Below are 15,499 nucleotides of genomic sequence, written 5' to 3'. Positions count from 1 at the left end.
TTGCTGCTACTCGAACCCGATGACCACTGAGCTAGATGCTCAGTGGGACTCGGGACGGAGGACCTTGGTCCGGAGGACCGACTCGTTCAGGTTCATCTGGCGGTCGAGCTCCTTGACGACCGCAGGCTCGGCCTGCAGGTCGATGACCGAGTAGATGCCCTCGGGCTTCTTCTTGATCTCGTAAGCGAGACGACGACGGCCCCAGGTGTCGACCTTCTCGACCTTTCCGTTGCCCTCACGGACGACGGAGAGGAAGTTCTCGATCAGCGGGGAGACAGCGCGCTCCTCGAGATCGGGGTCGAGGATGACCATCACCTCGTAGTGACGCATGTGGAACCCACCTCCTTTGGACTCAGCGGCCACGGTCGTTCCGTGGCAGGAGGGTCGTGATGCGTGAGCATCGGTGTCTCCGAGTAGAACAGCCGCCACTGACAACGCCCTCCATGGAGAGGGGTTGCCGTGCTGGCCTGGGCAGACACCGGTGCAGACCGTACAGAGTACCCGCACAACGGCTTCCGGTTGAAATCCGGTGGTCAGGAGACGCAATCTGGACACATCGGGTGTGAGCGGCGCCACCACGCGCCCCATTCGGCCAGGAGGTACTCCATGGCACAGGCAATACGACCCCGTCCCCCCGTTTCCCTGCTCGCCACGGACGGCAAGTCCCATCCGCTCCAGGAAACCCTGGTGGCGGTGACACTGATCCTCGGTGTGCTCGCCTTCGTGACGGCGATGTTCCACAACCTGCATCTGATCAGTTCGTGGGCCGGACTCATCGGGATCCTCACGGGTGCGTACGGGCAGTACGTCTCGGTGACCACCCGCGAACGGTTCCCGCTGATCATCGGCATGGGCGCGGCCGCGATCGGCTTCTTCCTGGGCATGGCCCACGGCGGCCTCTTCGGCGGCTTGGTGGGCTGAATCGCGACAGACACAGCAGTCACAACCGGACAGGCGGAACGGCGCGGGAACCTCACGGGGTCTCCGCGCCGTTCCCCGTGGGAAAGGACCCGGCAACCCGGGTCGCGACGGCGGCGGAGCGGCAAGGCCATAGGGCCAGACGGTGTACTCGTCGGCCACAGTAGGCTTCGGCGCGAGAGCCGGAGCCCCTGACCGATGGGGACACACCTGCCGAGGAGCGCCCCGCATGAGCCTGACCCTGAGGACCATCAGCCGAGAGCAGCATCTGGCATACATCCAGAATCTGCCCGCGGCGAGTCACATGCAGGTCCCGGCATGGGCAGATGTGAAGGCCGAGTGGCGCTCGGAGAGCCTCGGCTGGTTCGACGGGAACGGACAGCTCGTCGGCGCCGGCCTGGTGCTCTACCGGCAGCTGCCCAAGATCAAGCGGTACCTCGCCTATCTGCCCGAGGGCCCGGTCATCAACTGGTACGCCCCGAATCTGGACGACTGGCTGCGGCCGATGCTGGCGCACCTCAAGCAGCAGGGCGCCTTCTCCGTGAAGATGGGCCCGCCCGTCATCATCCGCCGCTGGGACGCGGCCGCCATCAAGTCGGGCATCCAGGACCCGGAAGTGAAGCGCCTGCGCGACGTCGAGGCCACCCACATCGAGCCGCGTGCCTTCGAAGTGGCGGACCGGCTGCGGAAGATGGGCTGGCAGCAGGGCGAGGACGGCGGCGCCGGATTCGGTGACGTACAGCCCCGCTACGTCTTCCAGGTGCCGCTGGCCAACCGGTCGCTCGAAGACGTCCACAAGGGCTTCAACCAGCTGTGGCGACGCAACATCAAGAAGGCCGAGAAGGCCGGCGTCGAGGTCGTGCAGGGCAGCTACGCCGACCTCGCCGAGTGGCAGCGTCTTTACGAGATCACGGCGGAGCGCGACCACTTCCGGCCGCGTCCGCTGGGCTACTTCCAGCGCATGTGGACGGCCCTCAACAACGAGGACCCGAACCGGATGCGGCTGTACTTCGCCCGGCACGAGGGCGAGAACGTCGCGGCCGCGACCATGCTGATCGTCGGCGGGCACGTCTGGTACTCCTACGGCGCCTCCGCCAACCACAAGCGCGAGGTCCGGCCCTCGAACGCGATGCAGTGGCGGATGCTGCGCGACGCGTACGCCATGGGAGCCACCGTCTACGACCTGCGCGGCATCTCCGACTCGCTGGACGAGACCGACCACCTCTTCGGTCTGATCCAGTTCAAGGTGGGCACCGGCGGCCAGGCGGCCGAGTACCTCGGCGAGTGGGACTTCCCGCTCAACAAGCTGCTGCACAAGGCGCTCGACATCTACATGTCGCGCCGCTGACCCGCGTCGCACCGTTCGCGTCGCACCGCTGACCCGCGTCGCCTGTTACGCGTCGCCCCGCTGACGAAACCGGCTTCATTGGTTTCAATGGGGGCTTCGGCTTCACACACCTCCCACACAGCAGCCACCAGAAGGGTTCCGGACCGGCCATGGCGCTCTCCCTCTACGTCGACACCGCGCGCTGGCGGGCGCACCAGAAATCCGTCCTCGACCAGTTCCCCGGCCTCGTGCCGGTCTGCAAGGGCAACGGATACGGCTTCGGCCACGAGCGGCTGGCCGACGAGGCCATCCGCTTCGGCTCCGACATGCTCGCCGTCGGGACCACCTACGAGGCGGCCCGCATCAAGGACTGGTTCAGCGGCGATCTTCTGGTCCTCACCCCGTTCCGCCGGGGCGAGGAGCCGGTACCGCTGCCCGACCGTGTGATCCGGTCGGTTTCCTCCGTGGACGGCGTCCACGCCCTGGTGGGCGCGCGGGTCGTCATCGAGTGCATGAGCTCGATGAAGCGCCACGGCGTCAAGGAGGAGGAGCTCGGACAGCTGCACGCCGCCATCGAGGACGTACGGCTCGAAGGCTTCGCCCTGCACCTGCCGCTGGACCGCACGGACGGCTCGGACGCGGTCGAGGAGGTCATCGGCTGGATGGACCGGCTGCGCGCGGCCCGGCTGCCGTTGCACACCATGTTCGTCAGCCATCTGCGCGCCGAGGAGCTGGGCCGGCTCCAGCAGCAGTTCCCGCAGACCCGTTTCCGCGCCCGCATCGGTACCCGGCTGTGGCTCGGCGACCACGAGGCGACGGAGTACCGGGGTGCCGTCCTGGACGTCACCCGCGTGGCCAAGGGCGACCGCTTCGGCTACCGCCAGCAGAAGGCCGCCTCGGACGGCTGGCTGGTCGTCGTCGCCGGCGGTACGTCGCACGGCGTGGGCCTGGAGGCCCCGAAGGCCCTGCACGGCGTGATGCCGCGGGCCAAGGGAGTCGCCCGCGCGGGCCTGGCCACCGTCAACCGCAACCTGTCGCCGTTCGTCTGGGCGGGCAAGCAGCGCTGGTTCGCCGAGCCGCCGCACATGCAGGTGTCGATCCTGTTCGTCCCGTCGGACGCCCAGGAGCCGAAGGTCGGCGACGAGCTGGTCGCCCATCTGCGCCACACGACCACCCAGTTCGACCGCCTCGTCGACCGGTAGTACGACCGCTGACCGGCCTGTACGGCCGGTCCTGGGCCGGGCCCCTCCCACCGGGAGGGGCCCGGCTTCAGTCTGCGACCGGTCCGCTCGCCGCCCCCCATTCCACCCGCGGTCCTTCCACCGCCGGGTGGGCATGCCGCTCCGGATGCGCCGCCCGCCCCAGCACGAACACGTCCGGGGCCCCGTCGAGCACCCCGCCGGACGGATCGTCCGACCCGTCGCGCCGTACGACGTCCCGCTCCGGCTTGAGGACGTCCCGCACGACCACGGCGCAGAGGTACAGCGTGCCCAGCAGATGCAGGGCGATCGCCAGCTGGTACCCCTCGGTGGGCAGCCCCTGGTGCTTGTCCCCGCTCGTCGTGTACGCGAGGTACATCCAGATCCCCAGGAAGTACATGACCTCGCACGCCTGCCAGATCAGGAAGTCGCGCCAGCGCGGCCGGGCCAGTACGGCCAGGGGGATCAGCCACAGCACGTACTGCGGCGAGTAGACCTTGTTGACGAGGATGAACGCCGCGACGACGAGGAAGGCGAGCTGCGCGAAGCGCGGCCTGCGCGGTGCCATCAGGGTGAGCGCGCCGATCGCCGCGCACAGCAGGACCGTCGTCAGCGTCGAGACCGTGTTGACGGTCGGGACCTCGATGCTCTCACCGGTGCGCTGGGTGATGATCAGCCAGAAGGAGCCGAAGTCGATGCCCCGCTCCTCGCTGAACGTGTAGAACTTCTTCCACCCCTCGGGCGCGAAGGCCATCACCGGCAGATTCACCACCAGCCAGGACACCGCCGCCCCGAGCGTCGCCCTGCCGAACTCCCGCCACTTGCCCGCCCGCCAGCACAGGACGAACACCGGCCCCAGCAGGAACACGGGATAGAGCTTGGCGGCCGTGGCGAGCCCGATGAGGACGCCGAACGCCAGCGTCCGCCCCCGGGACCACATGAGCATCGCCGCGGCCGTCAGCGCGACGGCCAGCAGGTCCCAGTTGATCGTCGCGGTGAGCGCGAAGGCCGGCGCGAGGGCGACCAGCAGCCCGTCCCAGGGGCGGCGCCGGTGCGTACGGGCGACACAGACGGCGATGGTCACGGCGCAGATCATCAGCATGCCCGCGTTGACCATCCAGTACATCTGCTCCTGGTGCTGGATGGATCCGCCCGGCGTCAGCCAGGCGGCGACCTGCATGAACACACCCGTCAGGACGGGGTACTCCAGGAACTGCATGTCGCCGGGCAGCCGGTCGAAGTACGGCACCAGGCCGTCGGAGAATCCACGGGCGGCAAAAAGGTGTGGAATGTCCGAGTAGCAGGCATGCGTGTACTGCGAGCCCGCGCCCCTGAACCAGGCCCAGTTGTAGCAGGGCAGCTTCTGCACCATGCCCAGCGCGAACATCCCGAGGGCCACCAGCGCGATGGCACCCACCGGCGTGAGGGCCGTGCTGCCGAGCCGTGTCCAGCGCCCCGACCGCCCGCCGATCAGCTCGCTGCCGGCCGCGGCGACCTCGTCCTGATGCGTGGGCCGTACGACCGACTGTTCCTCGTGCTGCTGCACACTGGTGTCTTCTGCGCTTGGCATGCCGCTCATCCTGCCGTACGGCGCTGTGGAAACGACGAGGGCCGCCGCACCGTGTGGTGCGGCGGCCCTCATGACCGGGTCGGCCCGGAGGCCGCGCGGGCGCTATCCGGCCGGCCCGCCGAAGAATCCGCTGTCGCCGTTCCCGCCGTTCCCGCCGTTTCCGTTTCCGTTCCCGTTCCCGTTCCCGTTGCCACCGTTCGGTGGCTCGGGGGACATCGACGTACTTTCGCTGGGCCCGCCGGCGTCTCCGCCGTTCGCACCACTGCTGGTCCCGCCGTTGTTGTGCTGGCAGTCCCAGTCCCACGTACCGCAGGTCTGGGTGGGGTCCGGCGGCGGCGGGGTCAGGCTCGCCGAGGGCGACTCGCCCACCGTCATGGACGGCGAGGGGGTGTCCGGCGCCGTGGGCGTCGGCGTGGGGCTCTGCGCACCGCCGCCGTAGACCTTGTCACCGATCGGGCCGGGCTCCGGGAAGTTCAGGACCGGCTTCCCCTTCAGCGCGCCCACCATGTAGTCGTGCCAGATCTGGGCGGGGAACGACGCACCGTGGATCGTCCGCTCGCCACCCGTGCCGTACATCTTCTCGAACTTACGGTCCTTGTTGGTCGCGTCGTCGTCGAGCCGGTACATGCTGATGGCCGTGGACAGCTGCGGCGTGTAGCCGACGAACCAGGCCGACTTGTTGTCGTCCGTCGTACCCGTCTTGCCCGCCACGTCCCGGCCCGGAATCTGCGCGGGAGTACCGGTGCCCTTCTCGACGACGTTCTTCAGGACATCGGTGACGTTGTCGGCGATCGCGGCGTCGAAGGCACGCTTGGCGACATCCTTGTGCCGGTAGACGGTCTTGCCGTCGTACTTCGCCTCGGAGACCGAGAAGGGCTCACGCTGCTGGCCGCTGGCCGCGAAGGTCGCGTACGCGCCCGCCATCCGGATCGCGCTGGGCGAGGACGTACCGATGGAGAACGACGGCACGTGCGAGTCCGCCATCTGTTCGTCGTCCTTGAGCCCCGCGGCTATGGCGATGTCCTTCACCTTGTCGGTGCCGACATCCATGCCGAGCTGGACGTACGGGGAGTTGGCGGACCACTGCATCGCCTCGCGGAGGGTGATGTTGCCCTTCGACTCGTGGCCGTCGTTGGCCTGCAGCCACTCCTTGCCGTTCTCGTCGGTCCAGATCTCGCCGTTGTACTTCTTGATCTTCAGCTTGTCGTCGGCGTTGTAGATGCTGAGCGGTGACACCTTCGTACGCTCGGACGGGCCCTGGTCCTCCGAGAGCGCCGGGTTCCGCTTGCCGTACTCCATCGCCGCCGCCAGCACGAACGGCTTGAAGGTCGAACCGACCTGCGCACCGGTGGGGTTGGCGTTGTTGGTGAAGTGCTTGGTCGCGTCCTGGCCGCCGTAGATCGCCACGATGGCCCCGGTCTTGGGATCGACCGAGCCGCCGCCGAACTGGACGTGGGTGTCCGTCTTCGGGCGCTCCTTCGGCTTGATCTTGCTGTCGTAGACCTTCTTGACCGCGGAGTTGAGCTCCTTGACCTTCTTCTTGTTGAAGGTGGTGCGGATCTGGTAGCCACCCAGGGCCAGCTTCTCCGCCGTGACGCCGTGGTCGTTGTTGCTGAGGAAGTACTGCCTGGCAAGTTCGACCAGGTATCCGGTCTGGCCCGCCAGCTGGGCGTTCTTCTTCGGCGGATCGGGCATCGGGAACTCGGTGTACTTGGCGCGCTCCGTCGGCGAGAGGCGCTTGTCCTTCACCTCTTCGTCGAGGATCCACTTCCAGCGCTTGATGGCCCGGTCGGTGTTCAGCTTCGGCGTCGCCTGCACGGGGTCGACGTCGGTGGCACCCGCCGGGTCGTAGTAGGACGCGCCCTTGAGCAGCGTGGCCAGGAAGGCGCACTCGCTCGGGTCCAGGTCGACGGCGTCCTTGCCGTAGTACGTACGGGCCGCCGCCTGGATCCCCGAAGCACCTCGCCCGTAGTACGAGACGTTGAGGTAGCCCGCCATGATGTCGTTCTTCTTCATGTCGTTGCTGACCTTGAGCGTGATGAAGAGTTCCTGGAACTTCCGGCTCAGGGTCTGCTCCTGGGACAGACGCGAGTTCTTCACGTACTGCTGGGTGATGGTCGAACCACCCTGCGTCTCGCCTCCTGTCGCCATGTTGAACAGGGCTCGCGCGATGCCCATGGGGTCGATGCCCCGGTCATGGTCGAAGGACTTGTTCTCGGCCGAGATGACGGCGTCCCGCATCGCTTCGGGAATCTGCTCGAAGCCGATGATCTGGCGGTTGACCGCACCGCCCGTGGCGATCATCTGCGTGCCGTCGTCCCAGAGGTAGACGTTGTTCTGCGCTTCCGCGGCTTCGTTCACCTTGGGCTTCTCGACCATCGCGTACGCGATGCCGGCGACGCCCATGAGCAGGCCGAGGAAGCCGATGCAGAGGCTGGAGACCAGCTTCCACGACGGAACCCAGCGCCGGAAGCCGTACTTGCCGGCGCGCGGGTAGTCGATGAAGCGTTTCTTGGCAGGACGCTGGGAGCCCCGGCCCCGCCCGCGACCCGGTCCCTCGTGCCCGCCGTCGCCGCCACCGCGGCGACGGCCTCCGCCCCCGCGGCCCGCTCCGCCACCCTCGGCGCGACGGCTCCCGCCGCCCCGCTGTGCGGCACGTCTGGCCTCGGCGCGGCCGCCGTACGGGCTGTCGCCGCCGTGCGAACCGGAAGGTGACTCGGAAGTTACTCCACGTGACGGGGCGGCGCGGCGTCCTGAGGACTGCTGGGCGGCTCGTCTGGCCGCTGCACGCCCACCACCTTGTGGTTCCGGCGTTTTGCGACGGTGCTCGCTCATCGAACGACTACTCCTCGGGCAGGCGAGAGCGCCTGGAAGCGGCAGTTGAGATCCGGTCCCCCCGAATTACGGACAAGCCTCGCGACGGGCTCGTCCGCCATGCGTCCGGCTGGTCCGCGAAGACTGACGCGCGGGGGCGTCACGCGGTTCCCGGTGGTCTGCATGCCGCACAGACTACGCACGGTCAAAACCCTCCTAGGGCCGAACTTCACCCCAAACAACGCAAGTCGGTGCCTACGAATTCACGATGTGACGCCGTTCACGATGACTCCCCTTGTCGCATCGCGGCGACCGATCTATCGTCGTGATGTATCGAGTCGATACATCAGCTCGGTACATCGGCCCGGCACCGGGCTCCAGCAGGAGCACTCGGACCCACACGGAGACGGAGGAGGCGAAGTTGAGCAGACGCTCCGGCATCCTCGAATTCGCCGTTCTCGGCCTGCTCCGTGAGTCCCCGATGCACGGCTACGAGCTGCGCAAACGTCTCAACACCTCGTTGGGGATCTTCCGCGCCTTCAGTTACGGCACCCTCTATCCCTGCCTCAAGACGCTGGTCGCCAACGGCTGGTTGATCGAGGAGCCGGGTGCGGCTCCGGTCGCCCAGCCGCCCGCCACCGGCCGTGCGGTCGCCCCCGCCTCCTCACTGGCCGGGCGCCGCGCCAAGATCGTCTACCGGCTGACGGCGGAAGGTAAGGAGCACTTCGAGGAGCTGCTCTCGCACACCGGCCCCGACTCCTGGGAGGACGAGCACTTCGCGGCCCGCTTCGCCTTCTTCGGGCAGACGGAGCACGAGGTGCGGATGCGGGTGCTGGAAGGCCGGCGCAGCCGGCTGGAGGAGCGGCTGGAGAAGATGCGGGCCTCGCTGGCCCGCACCCGTGAGCGCCTCGACGACTACACACTTGAGCTGCAGCGACACGGCATGGAGTCCGTGGAGCGCGAAGTGCGCTGGCTGAACGAGCTCATCGAGAGCGAGCGGTCGGGACGGGATCAGCGACGATCCTCGCCCGGGAGCGAAGCTCAGCAGAACACCGCAGGAGAGACGGACGGCCTGCCCCGGCGCCGGGGTGACACCCCGCCGGATCCGTCCGACGACACCGCAAAGTGAGGCCCCCGCAGATCCGCGGGGCCTTCATCGGGAACATCCAAAACACACAGGGAGCAACCGGAATGGGTTCGGTTCGCGTAGCCATCGTCGGCGTGGGCAACTGCGCCGCCTCGCTGGTCCAGGGCGTCGAGTACTACAAGGACGCCGATCCGGCCGGCAAGGTGCCCGGCCTGATGCACGTCCAGTTCGGCGACTACCACGTGCGGGACGTCGAGTTCGTCGCCGCCTTCGACGTCGACGCGAAGAAGGTCGGTCTCGACCTCGCGGATGCCATCGGTGCCAGCGAGAACAACACCATCAAGCTCTGCGACGTGCCGAACGCCGGCGTCACCGTCCAGCGCGGCCACACCCACGACGGTCTCGGCAAGTACTACCGCCAGACCATCGAGGAGTCGGCCGAGGCCCCGGTCGACATCGTCCAGGTCCTCAAGGACCGCAAGGTCGACGTCCTCGTCTGCTACCTGCCCGTCGGCTCCGAGGTCGCTGCGAAGTTCTACGCGCAGTGCGCCATCGACGCCAAGGTCGCGTTCGTCAACGCTCTCCCGGTCTTCATCGCCGGCACCAAGGAGTGGGCGGACAAGTTCACCGAGGCCGGTGTCCCGATCGTCGGCGACGACATCAAGTCGCAGGTCGGCGCCACCATCACGCACCGCGTGATGGCGAAGCTCTTCGAGGACCGGGGTGTCATCCTGGACCGCACGATGCAGCTGAACGTCGGCGGCAACATGGACTTCAAGAACATGCTTGAGCGTGAGCGCCTGGAGTCCAAGAAGATCTCCAAGACCCAGGCCGTCACCTCCCAGATCCGGGACCGCGAGCTCGGTGCGGACAACGTCCACATCGGCCCGTCGGACTACGTGGCCTGGCTGGACGACCGCAAGTGGGCCTACGTGCGCCTTGAGGGCCGTGCCTTCGGTGACGTTCCGCTGAACCTGGAGTACAAGCTGGAGGTCTGGGACTCCCCGAACTCCGCCGGTGTCATCATTGACGCCGTCCGTGCCGCGAAGATCGCCAAGGACCGCGGCATCGGTGGCCCGATCCTCTCCGCGTCGTCCTACTTCATGAAGTCCCCGCCGGTCCAGTACTTCGACGACGAGGCCCGCGAGAACGTCGAGAAGTTCATCCGCGGCGAGGTCTCCAACTGACGCAGCCGGACACGGCACGTCCACGCGGCCGGGTGCCGAGCGGCAACGCTCATCCCCTTCCGTGCTGTTGAGGGTCCCCGGGCATCTGCCCGGGGACCCTCAACGTATGTGACTCTTGATCACATGGCCGTCGTGGGTGATCTGCGCGTTCTTCTGCGCCTTCGGAACTTCCGTCGTCTGCTGGCCGTACGACTTCTCTCCCAGTCGGCCGACGGTGTCTTCCAGGTGGCGCTGGCGGCTCATGTCGTCTTCTCGCCGGAGAAGCAGGCTTCGGCGGGTGCCATCGCCTCCGCCATGGCGGTACTGCTGCTGCCGTACTCGCTCATCGGCCCCTTCGCCGGTGTCCTGCTGGACCGCTGGCCGCGCCGCCAGGTCTTTCTGTACGGAAACCTGCTGCGTGCCGCGCTCGCCTGCTGCACGGCGCTCCTCATCCTCGGCTCCGCACCCGACTGGCTCTTCTACGCCTCGGCGCTGTGCGTCACCGCGGTCAACCGCTTCGTGCTGGCCGGGCTCTCGGCCGCGCTGCCGCGCGTCGTCGACAGCGACCGGCTGGTGCTGGCCAACTCGATCTCGCCGACCGCCGGGACGCTCGCGGCCACGGCGGGCGGTGGCCTCGCCTTCGCCGTGAGACTGCTGGTCTCGGACTCCGATGCCGTGGTGGTGCTGCTGGGGGCGGCTCTCTACCTCACGTCGGCGCTGGCCTCCCTGTCCCTTGCCACGGGGCTCCTCGGGCCGGACCGGGACGGACACCGGACCGGGCTGCGGGAAGCCCTGACCGCCACCGCGCGGGGACTGTACGACGGGTTGCGCCATCTGGCGCAGCGGAAGCAGGCCACCCGCGCGCTGGCCGCCATGACCGTGATGCGCTTCTGCTACGGAGCGCTGACCGTCATGGTGCTGATGCTGTGCCGGTACGCCTGGACCGACAGCGAATCCGAGGGCCTGGCGCTTCTGGGGCTGGCCGTGGGGGTCTCCGGTGCGGGATTCTTCGCGGCGGCCGTACTGACGCCGTGGGCCGCGGGCCGGCTCGGCCGACTGCGATGGCTGACCGTGTGCGCGGCAGGGGCAGCCGTCCTCGAACCCGCACTTGGGCTGTGGTTCGTCCCCGCCCCCATGCTGGTCGCGGCGTTCGTCCTCGGGCTGGCCACGCAGGGGGCGAAGATCGCGACCGATACGGTGGTGCAGACCTCGGTGGAGGACTCCTTCCGCGGCCGGGTGTTCTCCCTCTACGACGTGCTGTTCAACGTCGCCTTCGTGGGAGCCGCCGCAGTCGCCGCCCTGATGCTGCCCCCTGACGGGCGATCGACCGCGGTCGTGGTCGGGGTGGCCGCCCTCTACACGATCGTCGCGGTGCTGATGTTCCGGTGGAGCCGTACCGGAGAAGCTGTCTAGCGTCAGCGAGGGGCCGTCGTTTCACGTGAAACATGACGGCGCTCCCGCAGGATCGGGCTCAGCCCTGAGCGGCCCACCACTCCTTGAGCTTCTCGACAGCTGCGTCATGCTCCATCGGGCCGTGCTCCAGGCGCAGCTCCAGCAGGAACGCGTACGCCTTGCCGATCACCGGCCCGGGGCCGACACCCAGGGTCTTCATGATCTCGTTGCCGTCCAGGTCGGGGCGGATGGCATCCAGCTCCTCCTGCTCCTGCAACTGCGCGATGCGCTCCTCCAGCCCGTCATAGGTCCGCGAGAGGGCGGCGGCCTTGCGCTTGTTCCGCGTGGTGCAGTCCGAGCGGGTCAGCTTGTGCAGCCGCTCCAGCAGGGGGCCGGCGTCCCGCACATAGCGACGGACCGCGGAGTCCGTCCACTCCCCGTCGCCGTAGCCGTGGAAGCGCAGATGCAGCTCCACCAGCTTCGAGACGTCCTTGACCATGTCGTTGGAGTACTTGAGCTCGGTCATCCGCTTCTTGACCATCTTCGCCCCCACCACTTCATGGTGGTGGAACGAGACGCGCCCGTCCTTCTCGAAGCGTCGCGTCCTCGGCTTCCCGATGTCGTGGAGGAGCGCGGCGAGGCGCAGAACCAGATCCGGGCCGTTCTGCTCCAGGTCGATGGCCTGCTCCAGAACAGTGAGCGAATGCTCGTAGACATCCTTGTGACGGTGATGCTCGTCACTTTCCAGCCGCAGTGCGGGGAGCTCCGGCAGCACCTGCTGCGCCAGTCCCGTGTCGACGAGCAGCGCCAGACCCTTGCGAGGGTGCGTGGAGAGCAGCAGCTTGTTGAGCTCCTCCCTGACCCGCTCCGCGGAGACGATCTCGATGCGCCCGGCCATCTCCGTCATCGCGGTGACCACGTCGGGAGCGACGTCGAAGTCCAGCTGGGCCGCGAAGCGTGCGGCGCGCAGCATCCGCAGCGGATCGTCCGAGAAGGACTCCTCGGGCGTTCCGGGGGTGCGCAGAACGCGCTCCGCCAGGTCTTCCAGGCCTCCGTGCGGGTCGACGAACTCCTTCTGCGGAAGCGCGACGGCCATCGCGTTGACCGTGAAGTCACGACGGACCAGGTCTTCCTCGATGGAGTCGCCGTAGGACACCTCGGGTTTCCGCGAGGTCCTGTCGTACGCCTCCGACCTGTAGGTGGTGACCTCGATCTGGTAGCCGTCCTTCTGTGCGCCCACCGTGCCGAAGGCGATCCCGACCTCCCACACCGAGTCCGCCCACGGCCGGACGATCTTCAGTACGGCATCGGGACGGGCGTCGGTCGTGAAGTCCAGGTCGTTCCCGAGCCTGCCGAGAAGTGCGTCCCGGACCGAACCTCCGACCAGCGCGAGACTGAACCCGGCGTCCTGGAAACGGCGAGCGAGGTCGTCGGCGACCGGGGACACCCGCAGCAGTTCGCTGACTGCGCGGTGCTGCACCTGGGTCAGGGCACGGGAGCTGTCTTCATTGGCGTTCGACACAACAGAAAAGGGTACGTGCCCGGACCGGCCCGGTCGCCCTGGTTTCGGACCGCCCTGCAAGACTCTTCCGATCATGTAGCGAACTCCCCAGCACTTGGCACCCGCGCAGATCGTTACCATGCGTGGACGCAAGAACCGACAACCATCGACACCAGCTGACGACGACGAGGGACGGGTAGCGCGTGGCCGAGGCGGCAGACATCCAGGGGATCGGTCCCTCTCCTGCCCGCCGGTGGCTGCGGCGCACAGCCGCCCTGATCGTCGGGGCGCCGCTCGTCGCGGCGCTGCTGGCCGGTCCGGCCGCACCCGCGGCGCAGGCCGGCGGGACCGGCAAGGCCCCCACCGGGTCCGAAACGGTGGACGTGGCCCTGAACACACTGGCTCCGAGCGCGCCGGTCAAGGGGGACACCCTGACCGTCTCGGGCACCGTGACCAACCGGGGCAAGGAAGCGATCACGCAGGCCGTGGTCGACCTGCGGGTGGGTCCGAAGCTCGACAGCAGGACGGAGATCGACACCGCCGCCAGGCGCACCGGGTATGTGCTCGGCAGCGACCCCGCTCCGATCGGCGGCAAGTACACGGTGAAGTTCGCGAAGCTGCCCTCCGGGATCAGCCAGGACTTCACGCTCTCCGTCCCGGTCGGCAAGCTGGGGCTCGGCGACGACGGCGTCTACCAGCTCGGTGTCTCGCTGACGGGACAGACCTCCCGGGTCCAGTACGACCAGGTGCTGGGCATCGAGCGCACCTTCCTGCCCTGGCAGGAGGAGGAGCGCGACTCCCGGACGAAGGTCACCTACCTCTGGCCGCTCATCGCGCCGGCCCATGTCACCGCCGAGACGGGCACCGACGATCAGCAGACGCCCGTGTTCGCGGACGACGACCTGGCCACCGAGCTGGCTCCGGGCGGACGGCTCGAACAGCTGGTATCGCTGGGCAGCCGACTGCCCGTGACCTGGGTGATCGACCCGGACCTGCTGGCCAGCGTCGACGCGATGACGGGGAACTACCGCGTCAAGTCCGGCGACACCACCGTCGCCGGCAAGAACCAGGCCGTCGCCAAGCAGTGGCTCACCGCGCTCGAAGCCGCGGTGACGGACGGGAAGGTCGTCGCGCTGCCGTTCGCCGACCCCGATCTGGCGTCCATCGCACACCGGGGCAAGAACGTCTCCGGCACCCTCAGCCACCTTCAGACCGCCACCGAAGTGGCCGGGACGACGGTACAGACGATCCTCCATGTGAAGCCGTCGACCGACTTCGCGTGGCCCGTCGACGGGGCGATCGACCCGTCGGTCGTCGATGTCGCCACCTCGGCCGGGGCCCACAAGGTGATCGCCCGCAGCGACAGCCTCCAGGAGACGGGCGGTCTGACGTACACGCCGACCGCTGCCCGGCCGATCGGCGGCGGAACCACTGCGGTCGTCGCCGACGCCCGGCTCTCCACGGCCTTCCAGGGCGACATGTCGAAGGCGGGGAAGTCCACCCTCGCCGTGCAGAAGTTCCTCGCTCTGACGCTCGCCCTGACCGAACAGGACACGGACATCGAGCGGAGCATCGTCGTCGCACCGCAGCGGATGCCCACCGTGGCCCAGGTCCAGTCGATGGCCCGTGCCCTGCACGGACTCGACGACGGGCGCTGGACACAACCCCTCGGACTGGTGGACGCGGCCGGGGAGAAGCCCGACGCGGACGCGACGACCAGCGTCCCCGGGGCCTCCCAGTACCCGAGGAAGCTCCGCAGCCAGGAGCTGCCCACCCAGGCCTTCCAGGACATCAAGTCCACCCAGGTGTCGCTGAACAGCTTCCAGGTCATCCTCACCCAGCCCGAGCGGGTGGTGACCCCCTTCGGCAACGCGCTCAACCGGTCCATGTCGACGTCGTGGCGCGGCAGGCCGCTGGAGGCCCAGCAGTACCGGGACTCGGTCCGCGGCTATCTGCAGGACCTCGTCGGCGAGGTCCAGCTCATCTCGAAGTCGGACGTCACCCTGTCCGGCCGCAGCGCCACGATCCCGGTGACCGTGCAGAACAGGCTGCTGCAGGGCGTGGACCATCTCGTTCTCCGGCTGAAGTCGGAGAACGCGACCCGCCTCAAGCTGAACGACGGCGGGGCCGTGGCGGAGCAGCCGATCCGGATCGGTGCCGGCCACAGCCAGTCCGTGAAGTTCGACGCGGCCGCCAACGTCAACGGCCAGGTGCAGATGACGGCACAGCTCTACACCGAGGACGGCACACCGTACGGCGGAGCGATGACCTTCACCGTGAAGGTCTCCGAGCTCACCCCGACCGTGCTGCTGGTCATCGCCGGCGGACTGCTGCTCCTGGTTCTCGCGGGCATCAGGATGTACACCCATCGCAAGCGCGCCAACGCGGGTGGCACGACCGGCGAGGACGGCGGCGAACCCGAGCAGCCGAGTGACCCGACTCCGGACACCGGTCCGGAAAGCGGGGAGCCGTCGGACTCGGGTGAGAAAGTGGAACGTTGAGCGATGTCTGTCGTGGCCGGTCGG

The 15,499-nt window shown here is 68.1% G+C and carries 11 protein-coding genes; 7 read left to right on the top strand and 4 right to left on the bottom strand.

The annotated features are described in order from the left end of the window. Positions 1-39 precede the first annotated feature (39 nt). A complete protein-coding gene (gene rpsF / locus AADR41_RS05745) occupies positions 40-330 on the bottom strand; it encodes a 30S ribosomal protein S6 (protein WP_072487610.1) in 291 nt (96 codons plus the stop codon). A 276-nt stretch (positions 331-606) separates the two neighbouring features. Here rpsF and AADR41_RS05740 point away from each other — a divergent pair, with 276 nt between their 5' ends. From AADR41_RS05740 to AADR41_RS05730, 3 genes are all read left to right on the top strand, one after another. After that, positions 607-921, top strand: coding sequence for a hypothetical protein (locus AADR41_RS05740; RefSeq protein ID WP_342280263.1), 315 nt, complete (start codon positions 607-609; stop codon positions 919-921). A 226-nt stretch (positions 922-1,147) separates the two neighbouring features. Further along, the gene (locus AADR41_RS05735; RefSeq protein ID WP_124719892.1) at positions 1,148-2,266 is read left to right on the top strand and encodes a lipid II:glycine glycyltransferase FemX; all 1,119 of its coding nucleotides are present in this window, start codon (positions 1,148-1,150) and stop codon (positions 2,264-2,266) included. A 149-nt stretch (positions 2,267-2,415) separates the two neighbouring features. After that, complete coding sequence (locus tag AADR41_RS05730; protein ID WP_124719891.1) at positions 2,416-3,447, top strand: alanine racemase; 1,032 nt, start codon at positions 2,416-2,418, stop codon at positions 3,445-3,447. A 67-nt stretch (positions 3,448-3,514) separates the two neighbouring features. Here AADR41_RS05730 and AADR41_RS05725 read toward each other — a convergent pair whose 3' ends face one another. Together AADR41_RS05725 and AADR41_RS05720 are read right to left on the bottom strand one after the other, a co-directional pair. Continuing rightward, the gene (locus AADR41_RS05725; RefSeq protein ID WP_342280262.1) at positions 3,515-5,014 is read right to left on the bottom strand and encodes a glycosyltransferase family 87 protein; all 1,500 of its coding nucleotides are present in this window, start codon (positions 5,012-5,014) and stop codon (positions 3,515-3,517) included. Between the two features lie 102 nt (positions 5,015-5,116). Then, the gene (locus tag AADR41_RS05720) at positions 5,117-7,849 is read right to left on the bottom strand and encodes a transglycosylase domain-containing protein (protein ID WP_342280261.1); all 2,733 of its coding nucleotides are present in this window, start codon (positions 7,847-7,849) and stop codon (positions 5,117-5,119) included. Between the two features lie 400 nt (positions 7,850-8,249). Here AADR41_RS05720 and AADR41_RS05715 point away from each other — a divergent pair, with 400 nt between their 5' ends. The 3 genes from AADR41_RS05715 (at position 8,250) to AADR41_RS05705 (ending at position 11,494) form a co-directional block, all read left to right on the top strand. Beyond that, positions 8,250-8,957: a PadR family transcriptional regulator gene (locus AADR41_RS05715; protein WP_342280260.1), complete on the top strand. Its 708-nt coding sequence runs from the start codon at positions 8,250-8,252 to the stop codon at positions 8,955-8,957. A 62-nt stretch (positions 8,958-9,019) separates the two neighbouring features. Further along, positions 9,020-10,102: an inositol-3-phosphate synthase gene (locus tag AADR41_RS05710; RefSeq protein WP_266731319.1), complete on the top strand. Its 1,083-nt coding sequence runs from the start codon at positions 9,020-9,022 to the stop codon at positions 10,100-10,102. Positions 10,103-10,225: 123 nt separating this feature from the next. Next, positions 10,226-11,494, top strand: coding sequence for an MFS transporter (locus AADR41_RS05705; RefSeq protein ID WP_342280285.1), 1,269 nt, complete (start codon positions 10,226-10,228; stop codon positions 11,492-11,494). A 58-nt stretch (positions 11,495-11,552) separates the two neighbouring features. On the opposite strand, the gene AADR41_RS05700 is transcribed toward AADR41_RS05705, so the two are convergent. Further along, on the bottom strand, positions 11,553-12,995 hold the full coding sequence (locus AADR41_RS05700) for a CCA tRNA nucleotidyltransferase (RefSeq protein ID WP_342280259.1): 1,443 nt from the start codon (positions 12,993-12,995) through the stop codon (positions 11,553-11,555). Positions 12,996-13,177: 182 nt separating this feature from the next. Here AADR41_RS05700 and AADR41_RS05695 point away from each other — a divergent pair, with 182 nt between their 5' ends. Beyond that, the gene (locus AADR41_RS05695; RefSeq protein WP_342280258.1) at positions 13,178-15,475 is read left to right on the top strand and encodes a DUF6049 family protein; all 2,298 of its coding nucleotides are present in this window, start codon (positions 13,178-13,180) and stop codon (positions 15,473-15,475) included. Positions 15,476-15,499: the final 24 nt, after the last annotated feature.

Origin of the sequence: Streptomyces sp. CLV115 (assembly GCF_038448545.1) — a bacterium.
In the GTDB taxonomy this organism is placed as follows: Bacteria; Actinomycetota; Actinomycetes; order Streptomycetales; family Streptomycetaceae; genus Streptomyces; species Streptomyces sanglieri.
Note: the sequence above shows the minus strand (reverse complement) of the source record. Positions and strands in the feature narration are given on the sequence as shown.